20 protein-coding genes are annotated in these 21785 nt (G+C 62.4%); 10 read left to right on the forward strand and 10 right to left on the reverse strand.

What is annotated here, in order from left to right; translation table 11 throughout:
• Positions 1-78 precede the first annotated feature (78 nt).
• Positions 79-618, reverse strand: a complete 540-nt coding sequence (locus tag SO156_RS24725; protein WP_458146791.1) for a hypothetical protein — start codon at positions 616-618, stop codon at positions 79-81.
• Positions 619-1022: 404 nt separating this feature from the next.
• On the opposite strand from SO156_RS24725, the gene SO156_RS24730 reads away from it, so the two are divergent.
• Both SO156_RS24730 and SO156_RS24735 read left to right on the forward strand, forming a co-directional pair.
• Positions 1023-1553: a Spy/CpxP family protein refolding chaperone gene (locus SO156_RS24730; RefSeq protein WP_458146790.1), complete on the forward strand. Its 531-nt coding sequence runs from the start codon at positions 1023-1025 to the stop codon at positions 1551-1553.
• A gap of 240 nt (positions 1554-1793) precedes the next feature.
• The gene (locus SO156_RS24735) at positions 1794-2315 is read left to right on the forward strand and encodes a hypothetical protein (RefSeq protein WP_458146789.1); all 522 of its coding nucleotides are present in this window, start codon (positions 1794-1796) and stop codon (positions 2313-2315) included.
• A 214-nt stretch (positions 2316-2529) separates the two neighbouring features.
• On the opposite strand, the gene SO156_RS24740 is transcribed toward SO156_RS24735, so the two are convergent.
• The 6 genes from SO156_RS24740 to SO156_RS24765 all read right to left on the reverse strand — a co-directional run bounded on the left by SO156_RS24740 (position 2530) and on the right by SO156_RS24765 (position 13709).
• A complete protein-coding gene (locus tag SO156_RS24740) occupies positions 2530-4065 on the reverse strand; it encodes a PAS domain-containing sensor histidine kinase (protein ID WP_498536554.1) in 1536 nt (511 codons plus the stop codon).
• A gap of 502 nt (positions 4066-4567) precedes the next feature.
• Positions 4568-5956 carry a tetratricopeptide repeat protein gene (locus SO156_RS24745; protein WP_498536555.1) on the reverse strand — a complete coding sequence of 463 codons (1389 nt, stop codon included), beginning with the start codon at positions 5954-5956 and terminating at the stop codon, positions 4568-4570.
• Between the two features lie 44 nt (positions 5957-6000).
• A complete protein-coding gene (locus SO156_RS24750; RefSeq protein WP_498536556.1) occupies positions 6001-8709 on the reverse strand; it encodes an AAA family ATPase in 2709 nt (902 codons plus the stop codon).
• A 47-nt stretch (positions 8710-8756) separates the two neighbouring features.
• Entirely contained in the window at positions 8757-9356 is a 600-nt protein-coding gene (locus tag SO156_RS24755; RefSeq protein ID WP_498536557.1) for a hypothetical protein, read from the reverse strand.
• 375 nt (positions 9357-9731) lie between these two features.
• Complete coding sequence (locus tag SO156_RS24760) at positions 9732-12143, reverse strand: TonB-dependent receptor (RefSeq protein ID WP_498536558.1); 2412 nt, start codon at positions 12141-12143, stop codon at positions 9732-9734.
• Between the two features lie 198 nt (positions 12144-12341).
• Positions 12342-13709, reverse strand: a complete 1368-nt coding sequence (locus tag SO156_RS24765) for a histidine kinase (RefSeq protein ID WP_498536559.1) — start codon at positions 13707-13709, stop codon at positions 12342-12344.
• Between the two features lie 200 nt (positions 13710-13909).
• On the opposite strand from SO156_RS24765, the gene SO156_RS24770 reads away from it, so the two are divergent.
• Together SO156_RS24770 and fghA are read left to right on the forward strand one after the other, a co-directional pair.
• Positions 13910-14530 carry a response regulator gene (locus SO156_RS24770; RefSeq protein WP_458146782.1) on the forward strand — a complete coding sequence of 207 codons (621 nt, stop codon included), beginning with the start codon at positions 13910-13912 and terminating at the stop codon, positions 14528-14530.
• 78 nt (positions 14531-14608) lie between these two features.
• Entirely contained in the window at positions 14609-15454 is an 846-nt protein-coding gene (gene fghA / locus SO156_RS24775; protein WP_458146781.1) for an S-formylglutathione hydrolase, read from the forward strand.
• Positions 15455-15484: 30 nt separating this feature from the next.
• On the opposite strand, the gene SO156_RS24780 is transcribed toward fghA, so the two are convergent.
• Positions 15485-15631 carry a hypothetical protein gene (locus SO156_RS24780; protein WP_458146780.1) on the reverse strand — a complete coding sequence of 49 codons (147 nt, stop codon included), beginning with the start codon at positions 15629-15631 and terminating at the stop codon, positions 15485-15487.
• Positions 15632-15673: 42 nt separating this feature from the next.
• Positions 15674-16177: a DUF3280 domain-containing protein gene (locus tag SO156_RS24785; RefSeq protein WP_498536560.1), complete on the reverse strand. Its 504-nt coding sequence runs from the start codon at positions 16175-16177 to the stop codon at positions 15674-15676.
• A gap of 129 nt (positions 16178-16306) precedes the next feature.
• Here SO156_RS24785 and SO156_RS24790 point away from each other — a divergent pair, with 129 nt between their 5' ends.
• The 6 genes from SO156_RS24790 to SO156_RS24815 all read left to right on the forward strand — a co-directional run bounded on the left by SO156_RS24790 (position 16307) and on the right by SO156_RS24815 (position 21186).
• Complete coding sequence (locus tag SO156_RS24790) at positions 16307-17503, forward strand: ABC transporter substrate-binding protein (protein WP_458146778.1); 1197 nt, start codon at positions 16307-16309, stop codon at positions 17501-17503.
• An 11-nt stretch (positions 17504-17514) separates the two neighbouring features.
• Entirely contained in the window at positions 17515-18480 is a 966-nt protein-coding gene (locus SO156_RS24795) for a YVTN family beta-propeller repeat protein (protein ID WP_458146777.1), read from the forward strand.
• Positions 18477-19286 (forward strand): ABC transporter ATP-binding protein, encoded by an 810-nt coding sequence (locus SO156_RS24800; protein ID WP_498536561.1) that lies wholly within the window; start codon positions 18477-18479, stop codon positions 19284-19286. Before SO156_RS24795 ends, SO156_RS24800 begins: the two co-directional genes overlap by 4 nt.
• The gene (locus SO156_RS24805) at positions 19283-20134 is read left to right on the forward strand and encodes an ABC transporter permease (protein WP_458146775.1); all 852 of its coding nucleotides are present in this window, start codon (positions 19283-19285) and stop codon (positions 20132-20134) included. The genes SO156_RS24800 and SO156_RS24805 overlap by 4 nt, the downstream gene beginning before the upstream one ends.
• A complete protein-coding gene (locus tag SO156_RS24810; protein ID WP_498536562.1) occupies positions 20131-20745 on the forward strand; it encodes a hypothetical protein in 615 nt (204 codons plus the stop codon). The genes SO156_RS24805 and SO156_RS24810 overlap by 4 nt, the downstream gene beginning before the upstream one ends.
• A 138-nt stretch (positions 20746-20883) precedes the next feature.
• On the forward strand, positions 20884-21186 hold the full coding sequence (locus tag SO156_RS24815; protein WP_458146773.1) for a copper-binding protein: 303 nt from the start codon (positions 20884-20886) through the stop codon (positions 21184-21186).
• 18 nt (positions 21187-21204) lie between these two features.
• On the opposite strand, the gene SO156_RS24820 is transcribed toward SO156_RS24815, so the two are convergent.
• A complete protein-coding gene (locus SO156_RS24820) occupies positions 21205-21768 on the reverse strand; it encodes a PQQ-dependent catabolism-associated CXXCW motif protein (RefSeq protein ID WP_498536563.1) in 564 nt (187 codons plus the stop codon).
• Positions 21769-21785: the final 17 nt, after the last annotated feature.

The following is a 21785-nucleotide window of genomic DNA, read 5'->3' on the forward strand; positions in this document are numbered from 1 at the left end:
CTGAATTCTAGATGCAGGATTCGGTTTGCTGTCGCAGGAGATTGAGCGAGAGCGGAGGTGCTAACGGAACCGAGACATCTATTTGCGGACTGGTGCCAATCGGGCGCCAAAACTGGCGAGGAAGCCACGCTGGTCCTGGTCGACCAAAGCAGAGGGCGTTGGCATCCCCGTGGGAGCACGGGCATCGACGTAGCACGGACGATACATGGCTTGTAGCTGTTTGCCGTGAAGGAAGATCATTCTGGGGGTAAGACCACCGCGCCTCGCAATCCATCGCCGCACTTGGGATGGATACCCCGAATAGAGCAACTGGGTTGCTTGGGGATTGGTGACAGTTCGGCCATTGCCGACGAAATCATAGGCGGCGTGGAACCCAAGTGTCGCGTTCGAGGTGACACAAATCTTGTCGTGAGGGATTGTTGAGAGGAGGATGGTGCAGGCCGAAGCGCAAAGACCATCAATCATCACCGTTTGGCCTGAAGCGCGGAGTTCGCTGTACTTCGAGAGGTACTCCCCAATCTGCCCACCCGGGTCGTCCGCAATCCGAACCGCCGCATGGCCTGACCCTATGCCCGCGAGCAAGAGCGCTGCCGTGAGCAGCGCAGACAGAATTTTCATTAAATTCCCTACCCAAGTTGAAGATGTGATGCGCACGTCCGCCGATGCACATCAGGCCGGAAATAGTGGCCGAAGATGGTTGAGCTGTGACGTCGGGGGTCCATTAGCGACTCATGGTCGCCGCTTAAACTAACCGCAACGTTTGTTGCGCGGTGGATGCACGCGCACTGTTCCATAGCGGAACCCTTTGCAATTCAATGATGGAAGATCGCAGTACCACTGGCGGGCCATCGCATTGTGGTTTGTGGCGGATGTTTGGCCCGCGATGTTTGTTCGCCGGCACAAGGTCGATGCGCGCGCGAGAGCAATTCCTTGGTTCTCTTGATTTAGGTCAACGAGATCTCGAAGTGCGCAATCATTTTGCGCGGTGCTTAGGGGGCCACCTATCACCTAGGAGATCTCCGATGTTGAAAATAGTAGCGGCCGGAACGGCCGCACTCTTCGTTATTTCATCCTCTATTGCCAACGCCCAAAACTCGCAGCCTTCGTCTTCCGCCTCTCCGGAACGGTTAAATGCAGCGGACCGCAATAACCTGACGGACATGAGGATTGATCTGGTAAAGGCGGCGTTGCAACTGACACCCGAGCAGGAAAAACTTTGGCCGCCTGTGGAGAGCGCTATCCGTGCCAGGGCGGAGGATCGGAAAGCGCGGGTCGCAAAAATCCAGGAAACAGTGGGTAGACGAGCCGACGAAAGCCGAGTCGAAGCCTTGCGCAATCGTGACCCTATCGCCTTTCTGCAGCGACGCTCGGAAGCATTGGCTCAACGATCAGCCGATCTGGATAAACTCGCCGAGGCTTGGCAGCCACTCTACAAAACCCTTAATCCCGAACAGCGGCAGCGCATGGCGGCCATCGCGATCTTTGTACTTCGCGATATGAGTGATGTCGCGGAACGGCGCAGGGCGATGCAGTCCGACGACGACGAGGACTGACGCAAAGTCGTTCCAAATCCATAAACTCCAGTTGGCTGCGTAGTCATGACTACTTTGCGGCGGGGGCGATTTTGCGCCAGCGACGCGTCGTTTTGCAATATTGGCCCGCCGACCCCCGCCGTCGACTTCTTTTGTGCGCGCGCTCGGCTTTCCAGAGTTGAGACCGCCTTGGTCGGCACTGTTACTCAACAGGACTTCGAGTGGTGCGCCACTCAGGAACTTCAAACCAAGGAGGCCTACATGAAAACGATCCTCTGCGTCCTCGGGCTGCTCGTGGTCACCGCCGATACGGCGGATGCCTATGTCCGGCGAACGGTTGGCGGCGGCTATGTCGTGCGCGGGGCCGGTGCCTATAGCGGGCGCTATGCTGGCGGCTATTACGGTCGCGGCTACTATGGTCATCCCCTGGCGCGCGGCGCTGCCGTGGCGGCGGGCGCAGCGGCAGTTGCCGCAACCGGATGGGGCTGGAATCAGCCTTCCTACGGCGGGGGCGGCTATTATGGCGCCTATGGCACTGATGGCTACGCCGTCAACGGCTACCCCGGCTATTACGGCGGCTACGCTAACCGCAGCTACGTCACTGGACGGCCGACGCTGTTTCCTCGCTACTACGGCGGCGATGCGACCGCCGGCTACTACCCCGGCTCTTACGGCGCATATGCCGCTGGCGATTACCCTGGCTATTACGGCGGCTACGCCAACCGCAGCTACATCACCGGACGGCCGACATTGTTTCCGCGCTACTACGGCGGCGGCTGGTGAGGAAGAGGCGTTGCAAAAGACCGGCTCTCGGTGTCGCGTAGCAAAGGCAGGTTAAAGCATGATCCGGAAAAGTGCGAAGCGGTTTTCCGAAAAGAGCATGCGTAAACAACAACCTAAAGCGCGATGACGATTCATCCTAATCTCATCGCGCTTTAGGCGACGCTCTCGCGACACGAGAGGCGCGTGTCGGTTCCACTGCCTGGCAGTAACGCGATCACCCCTGCTGCGAAGGCAGATTGAACTGAAACACGGCGCCCCGTGGTTCATTCGCACCGGTCCAAAGTCGCCCTCCGTGGGCCTCGATGATCGATTGGCAGATCGACAGGCCCATGCCGGTCCCGCCCGGCTTGGTGGTGTAGAAGGGCTCGAACAAGCGGTCGACCATTGCTGCGTCAAGTCCGGGGCCGCTGTCCCGCACGGTGACAACAACGCGACTCGAGGCATCCGCGGCCGTGCTGATCCGCAGCTCCCGCCCCCCCGCGTCGATGCAGTTCATTGCCTCGATCGCGTTGAGGATCAGATTGAGAATGACCTGTTGCAGCTGGACGCGATAGCCCTCCACGAGCGGCAAACCCGGAGCGAGGTCTGTCTGGATCAAGACACCATGTTTGAGCAACTCGCTCCGGGCTATGGTGATCACGTCCAGGACTGCACCATTGACGTCGACGCTCTCCTTCGGCGCCGGCGTTTTCTTGATCAGGGAACGGATCCAACCGATGATCTCGCCGCCTCGCTTGGCGTCTGCGACGATGGATGCGAGGGCCTGCCGTGCCCTTTCAAAATTCGGAGATTGAGATCCCAGCCAGTTCAGCGCGGCTTCTGCGTTGCAGAGCATCGCGGTGATCGGTTGGCTAAGTTCGTGTGTCACCGAAGCCGTGACCTGGCCCATTGCCGCCGCGCGATTGGCGTGTGTCAGTTCCGCCTGCATCTCGCGGAACGTCTCGGCGGTTCGCTTGCGTTCGGTGATGTCGCGGCTCAGACAAATGATCCGTCGCCGGCCACCTTCGCAGAATTCACGCATGCGGACTTCGACGGGAAACACGGTGCCGTCCTTTCGGCGATAGCGACTCTCGAGCGTAGCGATGCCGCCGGCCTTGAGGCGCCCGCGGTTGACCCGCCAGGTCGCGTCATCCATCTCCAGATCGAAGAAAGATGCAGTTACCCCGACCAGCTCGCCCCGGCTGTAGCCCAGGCTATCGCAAGCATTTCGGTTCACGTCGAGAACGCGACCGTCTTCGCAGTGGAGCATGAACGTGTCTGTCGCGTGGTCCACGAAGGTCCGGAAACGGGCCTCGCTCTCGATCAGCGCCTGTTCGGAGCGCTTGCGCTCCGTGATGTGGCGTCCGACGCCGCGGTAGCCCACGAAGCGCCCCGTCTCGTCATAGACGGGCAGCCCCGAGACGGACACGTAGCGCTTGCCGCCGTCGGGCGTCGGCCGCGCGAGTTCGAAATCGCGAAACGGAAGGCGGGCATCGAGCATCTCCCGGTGCTTGCGCCAGCCCGCTTCATCAGGCTCCAGATAAGGTACTTCCCAGCGTGTCCTGCCGATCTCGGAGACCGGCGGCTCGGAAAGCGTCTCAGCGAACTCCTGGCGGACGAAGCGATGCTGCGCGTCGGTTTCCCAGTACACATCGAAGGAGAATTGCACCAAGGTGCGAAAGCGCTCCTCGCTCTCGCGCAGCGCCTCCTCGGAACGCTTGCGCTGATTCGAATCGAGCGCGACCGACGGCACTTGAACCGGATCTTGCATAGTCGACTCTTGCTCAAGAGCGATGGATCAAATCGACAAATTTCCCGCACCGGGTAGCGGGGCTGTCCCTAGCCCCGGAGCGGCAGATAGCCCCGGCGATCGCCAACGATACATGGCGGATCGAACCTGGCCTCGCAGTGGCCAATGATCGTTCAGGAATATGCCTTGTGACGACTATACTTACGTATACGAGGGCTTCTCTGTTGCCCACATTGCGAGACGAATTGGTCCGGTCCGCAAACAACGCGAGCTGAGCTCCGGTTCCATCAACGCCTGCGTGTGAGGCGAAGCCGTGCTTCCTCTGCCGCGGGCGTCGACCAATGTCCTCTGCACGCCAAAGGCGGCCCTTCCCGCCACGTCGCAGTTTGATCCTTGGCTGCCCTCTCTCCGTGAACGCCAAAGGTTTGCTTTCGGGGATGGAGCCGACCAATCCTTTGGAGATCCATCCCATGCTTCGCACACGCTTGAATAGTTACGAGCCAGAAGACCATTCGTTGGCAGATTAAGGTGATGCCGGTCGCTGGCTGGGGTCAGGCCACGGAGATGGACCTGCTGTTTCAGTCTCCGCCGTTTCCAGCAGGATCACGCGTGGTACCGGCTTGAGGCCCGCCGAAATGCTCTTGGCCAGCTCCGCTGCGCTGGTCTTGATGGCAGGTTGGAGGAAATCATCCAGCTTCTGAAGGTTGATGGCCGCATCTTGCCTCCCGAGCTCTTTCGCAACCGTGTAGTAAGCGTAGGCCTTGGTGTAGTCTCGCGCTGTGCCGGCACCCTCGTGGTAGGCCCGGGCAAGCCAATAATGGCAATAGGCATTTCTGTAAGGCGCGCAAAGCTGGAGCAGTTCAAACGAGAGCTTGGTGTCGAACCACGGCGCCTCCCGCGCGTATCTGTGGACGTATGCGAGCTCCCCGAGAGCGTAGACCGAGTGCCCTTGCTTATAGGACCGCTCGAACCACTTGATCGATTCCGGCAAATCCTCGCTTTCCCGATAGCCATATCGGTCTCTGAACCACCGCGCGAGCGTGAGCTGTGCACCTTCGAACCCCGCATCCGCCGCACGTCGCAAATAGTCGATCGTCTTCGCGGCGTCGCGGGTAAGCCCGCCCCGCCCGGTGTTGATGCAGAATGCAAATTGCGCCATGGCGATGAGCTCCCCACTATCCGCCGCTCTGCGCAAGAGATCGACCGCCTTGACGGTATCGTACGTGCCGCCAAATTCGCCACTGACGTATCCGGCAGCAGCAAGCCGCATCGCGTAGGGCTCGCCAGCCGCCACCGCGTCATCGATCAACTTCCGTCCCGCCGTCTCATCCTTTGGCAAGCCGCCCACGCCCGAGAAAAGGATGCGCCCGAGCACGCTGCCAGCCTGACGATGTCCCCCGGCAGCCGCCTCGCGCAGCAACGCTTCCGCGTCGCGCGTTTGGTCGGTCGAATTTGGTACCAGCAGAGCGAGTGCCGTGACGAACTGAACGTTCGGGTCGCTTGCGGTCGCCGATCTCAGGATGTCGATCGCCTTCGCCCAATCATAGCGATAATAGGCGCCGAGCGCTGCCGTGAGTTTCGGCTGGTCCTCTGCGGCAGAGTTTCGAAAAGTCGACCGGTCGACGTTGACCGTGATCTGATTGGCGACACTGGGTCTGGCGACCTCATCGTCCCAGACAAACGCGGCGCGCCGTGTTGCTGCGCAGCCCGGGGTCGACGCGTTGGTGCAATCGGCAGGCTTGGCCCAGTTGCCCAGCGGAACTGCTGCTTCAGGCCCCACCAGACCCGCGAGAAGCCAGCTCGCGAGAAGCATTGCCGTCACTTGCGGCCAGACGAACCACGCGCGACGGTACCAGATATCGTACTGCCAGAACGCGATATGCAAGGCCGCTGCCCGGCCAATCGCTGTCATCGAGTTTGTTCGTTCCAGTTCCATCCCGGGGGCCATTGCTTCGTTTACGGCTGTGCCGCGTCCTGATTAACCAGCTCGACGGCGAGAAACTTGAGCGCATCAGCGATGGGAATGAAGAAATTGATACTTGTGCTCACCCCCGAGATGGCGAATCCGGAAACGCTTACAGCGACGACATTGCTGAACCGGTCCACCATCGGTCCCCCGCTGTTGCCGGGATGAATGGCAGTGTCGCTTTGCAGGAGCGTCAGATCGTTTTCCGTGCGATAAGCGCTGACGATGCCTTTGGTTATGGTCGTCGAATATTTCTCATCTCGCGGCGTCCCCACCGCATAAACCTCGGAGGCGACCTCCGGAAGGTCAAGCTGCAGTGGTAGCGCCGTCATTCCCGATTCATTTACTTTGACCAAGGCGATGTCTCTCGTCTTGTTCGTTCGCACCACTTCGCCGGGCAACTGACGGCCGGTTGTAAGCTTGACCGTCACGAACTTGTTCTCCGTTACCACATGGTGGTTGGTCAGAAGATATCCGTCCCTGGAGATGAAAAAGCCGCTACCGTGAGCACCTTCAATCTTGACCGTGACAACGGCGGCCTGCAGAGCGGATGTGCCCTCCGACAGTGGGGTGACCGAGCGAGAGAGCGCGGGAATCTTGACGAGGGTATCGCTGATCTTCTCCGGCACGGTCTCGCGATATCCGGAAATCTGGATGGCCGCCTCAATATCCGCCATGGCGATCTGACGCACGTCCTCTGAGGGGGCGTGCGCAATGCGCGTGGCCTGGGCCTCGCGCGCGCGCTCGAGCAGCGTTCGCATTTCGCGCGCATGCCCCCAGGATTTGTTGCGCATGCCCGCCTTCATCCACGGACCAAGGCTGGACTCGAGACCATCCGGCAATACGAAGTTTTGTCGTTTTGCCATTACCCTTAGAATGGCGGCGAGCCCGTTTGCGGCATAGGGCGGAAACTCGATCGTCTTGGTAAAGCGGCTGGAGAGGCCCGGATTGCTGTTGATGAAGCGCTGCATCTCATTCGGATAACCCGCGACGATGACGACGATGCGGTCGCGGTTGTCCTCCATGAATTTGAGCAACGTATCGATTGCCTCCTGGCCGAAATCGTTACCCGGTCGCGCAAGCGAATACGCTTCATCGATGAACAGGATGCCGTCAAGCGCTTCCCTGCATTTGTCGAGCGTCCTGGGAGCGGTTTGGCCAATATAGCCCGCGACGAGACCCGCACGATCAGTCTCGACCAGATGACCTTTTCGCAGCACGTTGAGTGAGCGATAGATCTCGCCGAGCGCGCGCGCGACCTCGGTCTTCCCCACTCCGGGCGGGCCGGTAAAGATCATGTGCCGGCTGATGGGCGCGACGACGAGCCCCTGCTCGCGGCGCAAGCGTTCGACTTCAAGCCCCGACATGAGCCTGTTCACTTCCTCCTTGACCGACTCCAGCCCGACCATCTCTTCGAGGCGGTCCAGCGCCTGATCGAGCGTCCGTTCAGGGGAGATCGTGGCCGCAACCTTCAGCCTGCGCCCGGAGCGCGGCGCCAATTGGTCAGGCGAGGAAGAAGGCACCAGCGAGTGTTCAACGACGATAGGAGCCGGAGTTGGTATGGTCGGCACGGGCGGAGGTGCCGGCGGCGGGACGTGCATTCGAACCAAAGGCACGCCTACGCTTTCGAAGTCGAGCATCTCGATCTTGCTTATGTCGGCGGTCGGGTCGGCAGCCACGCGCAAGGACTGGGCTTCACACGCCTTGTCAAGAAGGTTGCGCATCTCGCGCGCGTTGCCCCAGCCCTCGCTTCTCCACTGGGTTTCGATCCACGGGACCAGGCTCTGCTCGAGTACGTCGGGCAACTCCACGTGTTGGCGCTTGGCCATCAATCGCAGGATCGCAGCCAGCTCTTTCGGCTCATAGGCCGGGAATTCGATGGTCCTGTTGAAGCGGCTCGCCAGGCCCGGATTGGTGGCGATGAAACGACGCATTTCATTGGGATATCCGGCGGCGATCACCATGATGCGGTCGCGGTTGTCTTCCATGAACTTGATCAACGCTGCGATTGCCTCGTGGCCGAAATCCTTGCCTTCGCCCGCGAGCGAGTAGGCTTCGTCGACGAAGAGGATGCCGTCGAGTGCCTCCTTGCACTTGTCCAGCGTCTTCATGGCCGTCTGTCCGATATAACCTGCGACCAGATCGGCGCGCTGCACCTCCACCACATGTCCTTTGCGCAGCACTTTGAGCGAACGATAAATCTCTCCCAGGGCGCGCGCGACCTCGGTCTTGCCGACGCCGGGCGGCCCGGTGAACACCATGTGCCGGCTCACCCTTGCCACGGGTAAGCCCTGTTCACGGCGCTTGCGTTCGACTTCGATGCCGGCCAGCAGCTTGTTGACTTCTTCCTTGACGGAGCTGAGCCCTATCATCTGGTCGAGTTCGTCGAGCACCTCGTCGGCGCTGCGGACAGTTGCCGTCGGCGAATCCACGTTCAGCCGACGTCCGGGCGTATAGCCCTCCCCGACAGGGACCAATCCGAATCCGGTGGGGTCGGTGCCGAGCCGCATCGCCACGTAGGTCAGCGCGAACCCGGCTACCATGATCAGAAGCACGGCACCGATCGTGAGTGAATTCGCCCATGTCAAGGCGCTGAATGGACCGGATCTCGGATTGAGGATCCACTGGGTGCACACCGCGGCCACCATCATGGCGATGCACATGCCGACCATCGGATGGTTGCGGAAGAAGTTTTTCATTGTCGGCAATTCCCGATCACGGTGTCGAGTTCACCAAATTTTCGCATTCATTGGCACGGGTTGCGAACCTGCCATCTCACGTTGACGGAATAGGTGCCGTTCACGTCGTGAACACCCCCGGGCCTCAGGTAGAACCCCACCTGGTCCCCCTCGCCGACCAATGTAAGAACCCCACGGCCCGCAGGATAAGGCGCGGGATAGGGAATGGCGATGCGCTGCGGTGTGGTGGTGAGCTTGATCGGTGGCGACAGATATTGTCCCGAACGGACACGCACCATGCCACCATGCCCACTCGGCCGTTGCGTCAACGTCACCCACGCCAGCGGCACCTTGCAGTTCCTCGCATCATCCACCGCTGCTTTCGAAGTTCCCGGATCGAGGGTGGGAAGGGCTGCATTGATGTCGGCTGGTACGAGCACTTCGAGAGTGGATTCCTCACCAACGGCAGCCGGTTTGTCGCGAGTGAGGCTAGGCAACACCACGACCGCGGCTATTCCGGCGGTCACGAGCGCGCCAGCAATTCCAATCAGTGTGCCGCGAGAGGAGCCAGGCTTCTTGCCACGAGGCGGCGGCTCCTGACGTGGAGGCCGGCCTTGCCCGCTGGGCGCGCCCTCGGAAACCTCGTGTTGTGCATCTTGCTCACTCATGTTTCGGGCGTTCGTTCATTGCTGGGGCCAGGAGATTATGGTCGACGGCTGACGTGACGACAACCCTCACTCGGGGAATCAGGATCGAAACGCATACTGAACAACATTAACTGCGCTTCCTCCCACCATCGTGTTTCGTGCCGGTTTTCATTCCTGACAGAGGGAAGCTCGTGGATAAGCTTTGTCACAAAACTACGGGGTGGAACGTGCGTTAGGTCACTCATCCATTTCGCGGAGAACGGTTTCCGCAAAATCCGGCGCCTATGGCGTTCCAGGCCGCCGGCCGGGACACGGCAACGGTGCATGAACTCAGAGCGGCGATGGCGCTCGCGAGCCTAGCGGAAGGATATTTGGGGATGATGCGGGCCCGCAGCCCTAGAACGTTACCCTTGCGCCCGCATAGAACGCGCGCGGCCTTGCCGGGCTGAGCGAGCGCGGGTCGGTGAAGGCGGCACCACCATTGGCGAAATTGGGCAAGGCGGTGGTGTCGAAGAAGGTGCCGAGGGTGGAGTAGCGATTGTCGAAGATGTTGTCGACGCGACCGTAAAACTGGAGGTTCTTGGTGACCTGGTAGGAGGTGTGGAGATTGAACACGGCGTAGGACGGCAGCTTCGGGAATTGGTTGGACTCGTCGCCAACGAAATACTGGCTGGAGACAAAGAGCGCGTCGCCCCCGACCTTCCAAGCGTCGGTAACAGCATATTCGACACTGGCCTTGATAAGGTGGCTCGGCAGGCGCGGAATGTGGTCGCCCGGCAGGACCTGGATGTTGCCGTCGGCGTCGGCGAACGGGCTGTTCGAGCCGAGCAAAAGTGCGTCGAGAAAACGCGCATCCAGGAATGCATAGCTCGCCTGGAACTGAAGCGCATTCGATTTGATACTCACCTCGGCTTCGATCCCCTGCCGGCGCGTCCGGCCGACATTCTGGAAGAAACCGAATCCCGTTAGACCCGGAATCGGCACCGCGAGAATGTCGTTGTAGTTGGTGGCGCGGAAGGCGCCGATCTTCCAGCCGAGCGAACCGATATTCAATTCCTTGGTGCCGCGAAAGCCCGCTTCGAAGGTTTTGGATACGACTTGCTGCAGTGACGGGTCGGCGATCAGGAACTGCCCGATGACGCACGGCCTCGTCGGATCGGCGCAGCCGAGCTCGAGCGGGGTCGGCACCCGGTTGGCTTCGGAATAGCCCGCATAGGCGGTCACTTCGGACGTGATCTTGTAGGTGCCACCGATGATCGGATTGAATCGATCAAATTGATGATCGCCATTGAGCGCGGTGCCGAGCTGGTCCATCAGGGAGATGTGGGCCGCATTGTACCGGCCGCCTGCCGTGACCGCAAAGCGATCGTCCACGTTGAACGTGTCGAGCGCATAGAGCCCCTGATATTGGTTGACGGTGCGAAGCGACACGGGGCCGACCGATGTCGGATCGCCGGAGGGGCCCAGGAATGTGCCGCTGCCCGTGACGACATAGTTCGTGCCTACGGTTCCCAATTCGGCGCTCCCGGTGAAGCGGGTGCTGCTGACATCATAGGTCGCGCCGATCACCAGGCGGTTCTCATGACCGAACAACTGATCGCTGTTTGTCGCCTGCCCGGATACGCCAAACGTGGTCGATTTCGTGCTGGTGCGATCGATCTCGCTGAGAATGGCATCCGGCGCAAAGGTATTGGCGAGCTGAACGCCATTCAGGCCGTTGGCCGGCGATTGAAAGCCAGTCAAAGGGTTGACATCGCCAAAGCAAAGCAGCGTCGCATCGGCGTCGCAGGGCACCGTATCGGTCGGGTTTCCGTCCACGGTGTTCTGACTGAAGCGCCGCACGTGCGCCGTGCCCTCAAAGGTCCAGGTCGGCGTCGCCTCCACCTTGCCGGTCAGGTTGAGATAGCCGACCTTGTTGGAAATGGTTTGCGGCGTTGTGTAGGTCGCCCCCCAATATTGCTGGAGCAGCTCCGCCGGAACAGTGCTGGGTCCCCCGAGAAAATTGTTGGCGACGCCGCCATTGAGGTGGAACTCGTTGCCTTCAAAGCGATACCCGACATCGCCATAGAAGCGCCGGACGTCCGATGCCGAGAAATTGCGGAAACCATTGTCGTGAACGCCTTCAAGCGCTCCATAGACCGCCCAATTGTTGTCGACCCGCTTGCCCCATTGTGCGGAGCCCTGGATGCGGCCGAACGAGCCGCCCATGATATCGATCTCGGCGCCTTGATAGTTGAAACCGTCCTTCATCTGCAGATCGATGGCGCCGCCAAGCGCATTGAGGCCGAACGCGGGATTGTTGGTCACGACCACAGCCGATCGGATCGCAGCCGTCGGGATCAGGTCCCAGTTGACGATGTCGGAAAAGGCCTCGTTGATGCGCACGCCGTTCTGATAGACGGCGAGGCCCTGCGGCGTGCCGGCCAGAGGTGAAGCAACGAAGCCGCGAAACTGCACATCAGGTTGGAATGGATTGCCGGTCACCTCGTTGATGCTGAGACCGGGCACGTATTGCTGCAGAGAAACGGCGATATCCGGCGAACGGGTGCGCCTGATCTGGTTTGCATCGACCGCATTGATGGCAGCCGGAATCTTGTCGACCTCGACGCTGCCGGAGGCGCCGGGCGATGTCGGGTAAACGTAAACCCTGGTGGTCCGGGGACGCGTCGCCACGCGGATCGTGGGTGTCGCCCGAGTGGGCGCGCGCCTGGCGCTGGTCTGCGGCGGTGCCGTCACCTCGACAGCGGGCAGGTTCTGGACGTTGGTCTCCTCGTCCTGCGCGAAAGCCGGGTCGGTTCCGATAACCATTCCCGTAGAAATTGAAAGGATAACCAGCCCACGCACGCCCATGGTCGACACATCTCCACCCGCAATGCTCCGGCTCTTTTGTCCCCGCCGGTTTTGACGTGGAACGATACAGGTCAACGACCGAAAAGCACCAGCCGTAAAAGGTCGGCCTCTTCCAGAGACATATTTCCCGACAAGATCGGGAATTATTCCCGATCCTCAACTCGCCGCCGTCGGAATCAATGCCTCCACCGTCACGCCGCCCTCGCTGGATGCAACGTTGAGCGTTCCGCCCAGCGCGAGAATCCGCTCGCGCATGCCGACGAGGCCGAAGCCGAGCTTCTGACCCTCCTCCATGCCGCGGCCGTTGTCGCAGACCCGCACGCGCGCGCAGCCGCGGCCCTCGCGCGCGCCGCCCGGCTGCTCGGCCGGCTCGATCGTGACGTTCACCGAGGTCGCGCGAGCGTGACGGAACACGTTGGTCAATGCCTCCTGCACGATGCGGTAGATGGTGAGGTCTGCGGTCTCGCCGGTCGCCCCCAGCGCAGGCGAGATCGTGGTTTCGATCCTCACGTCGGGATGCGACTCCCGCCACAGGCGCGACAGCGCTTCGAGCGCCTGCCGCAGGCCGAGCTCGGCAAGGCCGACGGGCCGCAGGCGCTCGAGGACGCGGCGGTTGAACTGCTGGAGCGCGTTGACCTGCTCCAGGATCGCGCCGCCATGCTTGCGCACGGCCTCGGCGCTCAGTTCGCGCGCCTCCGAGACCTTCGCCAGCGCGCTCGCATGCGCGCGCAGCGAGAACAGATAGGGCCCGAACTCGTCGTGCAACTCGCGCGCGATCTCCTTGCGTTCCCTGTCCTGGAGCGACACCGCGCGCTCGGCAAGGCGGCGCTTCTCCTCGACCGCTTCCCCCAGCGTTGCCGCGAGGTGGTTGAGCCGGGTGCAGATCGCGGCGAGCTCCGGCGCGCCGCCGGGCGCGACGCGCGCATCGTAGCGCCCGGCTTCGAGCGCGATCATGGCCTGCGAGAGCGCTTCGAGCGGTCTTAGCGCGCGGCCGACCACCGTCATGATCACGAGGAACAACGCCAGCGCGATCGCCGAGCCGATCTCGAGCTGGGTCAGGATGCCGTCCCAGATCTCGGCGATCTCGTCATTGGGATGCGAGGTGATCACCAGCGAGCCCGGATTGCCGTGGATCGAGACGGGAACGCCGACCGCGGTCTGCTCGGGATGGACCAGGCTGACGAACCAGGCCGGCGGCGCGCGCGCGTCATCATCGTCTTCGCCCGCGCGCGGCGGCGTCAGCGCGTTACCGCTAGCATCGCGCAGGGCGATGCTGATGTGGCGCTGCCGGTTGAGATCGCGTGCGATCTGGTTGAGCTTGGCGTCGGGATCCGGTGCCTCCTTCAGCTCGGCGACGATCATCTCGATGAACTCCCGCGCCAGGCGGATCACGCTCTGGTCCTCCGCCTGGACGCGCGGCCCGGCCTCCGCGACCTGCCGCGCGATGTTGACGCCAAGCCCCAGCGCCAGCACGAGCGCCAGCAGGAGATTGATGCGCCCGCGCAAGGATAATTTTTGCCACATTGCTTTCGCCCGCTGCCCGCGAAGGTTCGCTCATCGGAAGCGTTGACATGACCAAAGCGCCCGATATCTAATCCAGACCGTACAGCAATCTCGGCCGGGTTGCATGGTCCGACGCCGGACGTTCGTTACGAGCGTTGTCGGCTTCGCGGCCTCATGCGACGCAAAAGCAAAGGCTCGAATGGCTGTCGCGGGGAACGCCTATGCGCATTCTGATCGTTGACGATCATCCTATCGTCGCCTCCGGCTGCCGCGCCGTGCTGGCCGACGAAGGCGAGATCGATATCCTGGAAGCCGCCGACGCCGAAGGCGGCGAGTGCGTGTTCATCGTCGAGCGCCCCGACATCTGCGTGATCGACATCAACCTGCCGACCGTCTCCGGCTTCGAGCTCGCGCGCCGCATCCTGGATCGCGCGCCCGATGCCCGCATCATCATGTTCAGCATGAACGACGATCCAGCCTTCGCCGCGCGCGCCATCGAGTGCGGCGCGAAGGGCTACGTTTCAAAGACCGGCGATCCCAACGACCTCGTCGAGGCGATCCGCGCCGTCGGCAAGGGCGAAACCTATTTGCCGAGCGCGATCGCCCGCAGCATCGCCTTTGCCGGGCCTCAGCTCGCGCAAAACCCGCTATCGAAGCTGAATGCGCGCGAGATGGAGATCCTGCGGCTGCTCAGCGCCGGAAAGAGCCTTTCGGAGATCGCCTGGCTGGTGCAATCCTCTTACAAGACGGTCGCCAACACGTCGTCGATCATGCGCCAGAAACTCGGGGTCAAAACCTCGGTCGAGCTGGTGCGGCTGGCGATCGACAGCGGCGTCGCCTGACGAAGCGCGCCTTCGCAAAAATTCGGTCACATACGCGTTGCAATCTTGATGTGGCGAGACGCCACGGAGTTTTTCGGCATGACGATTCAGACTGTTTCGACCAATAAATCCTATGGCGGCGTGCAGGGCGTGTATCGCCATGCGAGCAGCGCCACCAAGACCGACATGACCTTCTCGGTCTATGTGCCGCCGCATCAGGACGGCTCGAAGCTGCCGGTGGTCTGGTATCTCTCCGGCCTTACCTGCACGCATGCCAACGTCACCGAGAAAGGCGAGTTCCGCCGCGCCTGCGCCGAGCTTGGATTGATCTTCATCGCGCCCGACACCAGCCCGCGCGGCGCTGACGTGCCTGGTGACCCCAACAACGCCTACGATTTCGGCCTCGGCGCCGGTTTCTATGTCGATGCCACGGAAGAACCGTTCGCCCGCAACTATCACATGTGGAGCTACGTCACCGACGAGTTGCCAAGGCTGGTGGCGGAGAAGTTTCCAGTCGATGCCAAGCGTCAATCGGTGATGGGTCACTCCATGGGCGGCCACGGCGCGCTGACGGTCGCGCTGCGCAATCCGCATCGCTATCGCGCCGCCAGCGCCTTCGCGCCGATCGTCGCGCCCTCGCAAGTGCCCTGGGGCACCAAGGCGCTGACCGGCTATCTCGGCCCCAACAAGGACACCTGGCGTGCGCATGACACGGTGGCACTGATCGAGGACGGCGCGAAATATTCGGGCTTTCTGGTCGACTACGGCGATGCCGACAACTTCTTGACCGAGCAGCTTCGGCCGGAGCTGCTGCAGGCGGCCTGCACCAAAGCGAACATCCCGCTGACGCTGCGCCGGCAACCGGGCTACGACCACAGTTACTACTTCATCTCGACCTTCATGAGCGACCATCTGCACTGGCACGCGGCGCGATTGACGGCGTAGCGGCCCTCTCCTCTCCCTCTCCAGGCAGAGCTATCGCATTTTGATGTGAGAGTTTGAGGCGCTGAGCTTCCACATCGTCATGGCCGGGCTTGTCCCGGCCATCCACGCCTTACCCGCAGCACAAAGAACGTGGATGCCCAGGACAAGCCCGGGCATGACAACTTCGTCGATGCTCATATGCGATTCCCCTGCCGCAGGCGGGGAGAGGCGAAGACCGACCTACTCCGGCTTGCCGTAGTTCGGCGCGAGCAGGCGGTTGCGGATCAGGTAGCTCATGGTGCGGGACCAGGATTCGTCGGTGTTGCCGCGCATGTCGGCGCTGGCCGCCGTCACGAGATTTCCGGTGTGCACGTCGCGCAGGTAGATGTTGAGATTGAGGATCAGGTTCGAGACCTTCTGCACGACGCCGGTGATCTCGAGATCGGCACCCAACTGCCCCGCCAGCTTGACGTCGCAACCGCCGCAGGCCTGGAGATTGCTGTGCCGGGCCGCATCGCTCACCGGCGCGATATCCACGACCTGGAACTTGCCGGACTGTGCCAGTTCCTTGCGCAACTGACCGCCGATCCGCAGCATGCGCTCGTCCTCCGGCTTCGATCCGTAGAACTCGCCCGGCAGGCTGGTGTCGATCAATTCGAAATCGAACACTGCGAGCTTCGGCGGGTCGGCAAAGGCGGCCGTACTCGTCAACACAAATGAGACAGCCACCAACAGTGCTCGCATGATCGTGACCTGCTCCTTCTCATCGCGACGACGAAATGCGGGGTTGCAAGCTAAGCCAAATCGGTCATGTTTCAAGGTGGGAAATGCCTCCACCGATACCTAAGCCGGGGAGGACGACAAGGAGGAAACATGATCCGATGGTTGGTCGGCCTGATCGGCGTCAGTCTTGTTGGCGTTGGTCTTGCGGCAACGCAGGCGTTCGCGGCCGAGCCCATCGAGATCGGGATCGGATATCTCGGAGTCGCCGGCACCAGATCGACCCTGTCGCTGGTCGAACAGCCTGCGGAGAATGACGGCATCGCCGGCGTGCGGCTCGCGATCGAGGACAACAATACCACCGGCAAATTTCTCAACCAGCATTTCAAGCTCGAGGAGCACCGCCTGAAGGAAGGCGAGGATCCGGTCCAGGCAGCGACCGCGCTCGCCGAGCACAACGGTTTCATCATCGCCGACCTGCCGGCTGACGCATTGCTGAAGGTCGCCGACGGCTTGCGCGATCGCGGCACGCTGCTGTTCAACGCCGGCGCCATCGACGAGCGGCTGCGCGAGACGGATTGCCGCGCCAATGTCATCCATGTCGCGCCGACGCGGTCGATGCTGGCGGATGCGCTCGGGCAATATCTGGTATGGAAACGCTGGTCGCGCTGGCTGCTCGTGGTCGGCTCGCATGACGAGGACAAGCTCTATGCCGATGCGCTGCGACGCGCCGCGACGCGGTTCGGCGCCAAGATCGTGCAGGAGCGAACCTTCGAGGACACTGGCGGGGCGCGCCGCACCGATAGCGGCGTGACGCTGATCCAGCGCCAGATGCCCGTGTTCACGCAGCAGGCACCAGCCTATGACGTGCTGGTCGCCGCCGACGAGAGCGAGGTGTTCGGCGCCTACCTGCCTTATCGTACTTGGGACCCCCGTCCTGTCGCGGGCTCCGCCGGCCTCGTGCCGCGAAGCTGGGACGCCGCGCAGGACCAGTGGGGCGCGGTACAGATGCAGAATCGTTTCATGAAGCTGAATTCGCGCCGCATGACGGCGCTGGACATGCAGGCCTGGACCGCAGCGCGCATGATCGGCGAAGCGACCTCGCGCACCAATTCCGGCGACGTCAAGAAAGTCACCGATTTCATCAAGGGATCGGATTTTTCCGTTGCCGCTTTCAAGGGAACGCGGCTGACCTTGCGCGACTGGAATTTGCAGCTCCGCCAGCCAATCCTCCTGGTCGACGGCCGCATGGTGGTCTCGGTGTCGCCACAGGAAGGCTTTTTGCACCAGGTCTCCGAGCTCGATACGCTCGGCTACGATCGCCCGGAGAGCAAATGCAAGTTGAAGTGAGGACGACGACAATGCGCATGTGGCGTATCTGCCTGCTCTCCGGACTGGTGTTCGCGGCAGCGCCCGCACATGCGTTCATCGCCTATGTCTCGAACGAGAAGAGCAACACCGTCTCGGTGATCGATACCGAGAGCTGGACGGTGACCAAGACCATCAAGGTCGGCCAGCGACCGCGCGGCATCGAGTTCACGCGCGACGGCAAATTCGTGATGGTCGCGGTCGGGGACGACGACACCATCCAGATGATCGATGCAAAAACCCACGAGATCGTCGACACACTGCCCTCGGGCCCCGACCCCGAGCTGTTCACGCAGGATGCCGCCGGCAAGATACTCTACGTCGCGAACGAGAACGACAACACCGTCACGGTGATCGATCTCCAGAAGCGGGCACGGATCGGAGACATCCAGGTCGGCGTCGAGCCGGAGGGCATGACCGTGAGCCCCGATGGCAAGACCCTGATCAACACGTCGGAAACGACCAACATGGCGCACTTCATCGACACCGAGAAGCGCCAGATCGTCGCCAACGTGCTGGTCGATTCCCGGCCGCGATTTGCCCAGTTCAAGCACGACGGCTCGGAGCTCTGGGTCTCCTCCGAGATCGGCGGCACGGTGTCGATCATCGATCCCGTCAAGCACGAGGTGACGGGCAAAGTCACCTTCGAGATTCCGGGGTTGCGGCGCGAGGCGATCCAGCCGGTCGGCATCGGCATCACCAAGGACGACAAGACGGCCTTCGTCGCGCTCGGGCCCGCCAACCGCGTCGCGATCGTCGACGCCGTCACGCACAAGGTGACGAAATATCTCCTGGTCGGGCAGCGGGTCTGGCACATGGACTTCACGCCGGACGAAAAATACCTGCTGGTCACCAATGGCATCTCCAACGACGTATCCGTGATCGATGTCGCCGCGCAGAAGGTCATCAAGACCATTCAGGTTGGCGAATTGCCCTGGGGCGTTACGATCGCGCCATGACGACACCTGCCCCCATCGCCGCCTCAACCGAAAGCGCGCCCCGGCTGGAGGCGGCCGCAGTCCCGGCGCTGTCGATCGACGGCATCAGCCACGCCTATGGGGCTCGCCGCGCGCTGATCGACGTCTCCTTCACGGTTGCGCCCGCGAGCTTCACCGCGCTGCTCGGCCTCAACGGCGCGGGCAAGAGCACGTTGTTCTCGCTCGTCACCCGCCTGTTCGGCATTCAAACCGGACACGTCGGCATTTTCGGCCATGACATCAGCCGAAACCCCGGCGAGGCACTGCGGCTGCTCGGCGTCGTGTTCCAGCCGCGTACGCTCGATCTCGACCTGTCGCTGACGCAGAACCTGCTCTACCACGCTGCGCTCCATGGCATCAGCCCGCGCGAGGCCAGTGCTCGGAGCGCAGAGCTGCTCGGCCGCATCGGGCTTGCCGACCGTGCCGGCAACAAGGTGCGCGATCTCTCGGGCGGGCAGATGCGGCGGCTCGAGATAGCGCGCGCGCTCCTGCACCGGCCGCGCCTGCTGCTGCTGGACGAGCCGACCGTCGGGCTCGACGTCAAGGCCCGCGCCGACATCATCAGCCATGTCCGCCAGCTCGTGACCGAACAAGGCATCGGCGTGCTCTGGGCCACGCACCTGTTCGACGAGATCACGGCCAGCGACGACCTCGTCGTGCTGCACCAGGGCAAGGTGCTGGCGAAGGGGCCGGTCGGCCGCGTGATCGCCGAGGCCGGCGCGCAGGACGTCAATTCCGCCTTCATGCGCCTCACCGGCGCGCAGACAATGCCCGGAGGCGGTGCATGAGCAGCATCACCGCACGCGACGCCACCCCGCGCGGCTTCCCGCTCTCGGCCTACATGACTTGCCTTGGCGGCATCGTCTGGCGCGAAGGCCTGCGCTTCCTGCATCAGCGCGAGCGTTTCGTCTCGGCGCTGGTGCGGCCCCTGGTCTGGCTGTTCATCTTCGCCGCCGGCTTTCGCCAGGTGCTCGGCATCTCGATCATCCCGCCCTACGAGACCTATATCCTCTACGAGGTCTATATCGCACCCGGGCTGATGGCGATGATTCAGCTCTTCAATGGCATGCAGTCCTCGCTCTCGATGGTCTATGATCGCGAGATGGGGAATATGCGCACGCTCCTGGTGAGCCCACTGCCGCGCTGGTTCCTGCTGTTCTGCAAGCTGCTCGCCGGCACCGCCGTGTCGCTCTTGCAGGTCTACGCGTTCCTGATCATCGCCTGGGCCTGGGACATCACGCCGCCGCCGCTCGGGTACCTCACGGTACTGCCGGCGCTGGTGCTCTCGGGCCTGATGCTGGGATCGCTGGGGATGTTGATCTCCTCCGGCATCAAGCAGCTCGAAAATTTCGCCGGTGTGATGAACTTCGTGATCTTCCCGATGTTCTTTGCCTCATCGGCCCTCTATCCGCTGTGGCGGGTGCAGGAAGGCAGCCCGTATCTCTACTATGTCTGCCAGGCCAACCCGTTCACCCATGCGGTCGAGCTGATCCGCTTTGCACTTTATGGGCAGATCAACTGGATCTCGCTGGCGGTGGTCGCAACCTGCACAATCGTCTTCATGATCGGCGCGATCTATGCCTATGATCCGTCGCGAGGGCTGGCGCGACGTGGGCCCGCGGGAGGCGAAGGATGAGATTCCGGATCGTGGCCATGGCCGCTTTGGCGCTAGCGGCATCGACCGCGGCCTCGCGGGCGGCCGATCCGCGCTATCCCGACTGGCCCTGCACGCAGGCAAAAGTCCCGGAAATCTCGCTCGCCGCGGTCTGGGCCGGCCCGCCGCTCGACGACGTCCAGGACAAGTGGAAGGACAATGCCAAGATCGGCGCACTGGTGTCGAAGCTGGCAGCGCGGAAGACGCCGCTGGATGACGCCGAGAAATCGGTGGAGGAGTTTTTGGCGAGCTCCGCCTCCGACAAGACCACGAATGCAAAGCTCCTGTTCGCCGGCCTGTTCGACACGCTGAATGCCCAGCGCTCCTCGGTAATGAACGGGCTCGAGCGGGTCAGTCGCAAGCAACGCGAGGCCGCCGACAAGGTCCGCGACGACACCATAGAGCTTCAGAGGTTGCAGGGTGCTACCCCACGCGACGACGCCAAGGTCGACGCCCTGTCCAACCAGTTGATCTGGGAAACCCGCATCTTCGAGGATCGCCGCAAGGTGGTGCGATTCGTCTGCGAGGTGCCGACTGCGATCGACCAGCGCCTGTTCGCGCTCGGCCGCGTGATCCAGCAGGAAATGGAATAGCGTCAGCCTCCCTGACGCCTGCGCGAACATGGTTCCCGCTCCCCGGCGGGAATCGTTAACCTTTGCCACACTGTCGGCCGGAACCAAATCTATTTAAGATCTCTTGTCGAAGTGAATCCTAGACGTCGGGAGGCCTCGATGGGAACAGCAAAACTCCTTCTCGCCAGCGCTGCGGCCATCGGCATGTTCGCGTCGGCGGCTGTCGCCGAAGACAACATGAACGGAATGATCACCAAGATCGACAGACTCAACAGCACCATTTCGATCCAGGAGGTGCAGGGCGGCACGGTCGGCGCCAATGGCGGGGCGACGGGCCCGGTGCAGGAGTTCAAGGCCAAGGATGCAGGCATGCTCGAGAGCGTCCATGCTGGCGATCGCGTGAGCTTCTCCACTGACGCCAACGGCTCCAAAACCATCACCAAGCTGCAAAAGGCGAAGTAGCGGCGTCTCGCGCGCCAGCTATTTGCCTTCGTCCGGCCGCGGCTGCGGCTGCGCCTCTGATGTCATGAGCTTGGCGCGTTCCCAGCCGTCGGTGCCCTCGGGATACCAGGCGATGTTGGCGTAGCCATAGGCGAGCGCGCGCTTGGCCGCGTTCCAAGACATCCAGCAGTCGGCGAGGCAGTAGATGACCAGCAACGCCGACTTGCTGCCGTGCGAGGCGCGTTCAAGGCCGCGGCGGAAATAATCCTCCATCGCGGGCGGCAGCGCGCCATAGCCGGTGTCCGGCAGCCAGATGCTGCCGGGGATGTCAAAGCGCGGCGTATCGCGCCAGACTGTGCCCACGGGAAGATTCTTGGGCTTCGGAGGGCGCGGCATCACGTCGATGAAGGCGCCGCTCTTCTCGTGCCAGATCGCTTCGGCCTCCGCCGTCGTCAACACGCGCGCACCGGCGAGCGTCGCCGGCACTGGCGCGCGGTAATTATCGGAGCGATAGCCCTCCGGCTCGAACGGCTCCTGCTGCTGCGCGCGCGCAGCCACCAGAAGCGCTGCGGCAACGAGCGCAGCGGCAAGATGCCGCCTCATGGCGCAGTGCTCATGTC

This window comes from Bradyrhizobium sp. UFLA05-125 (assembly GCF_059803515.1).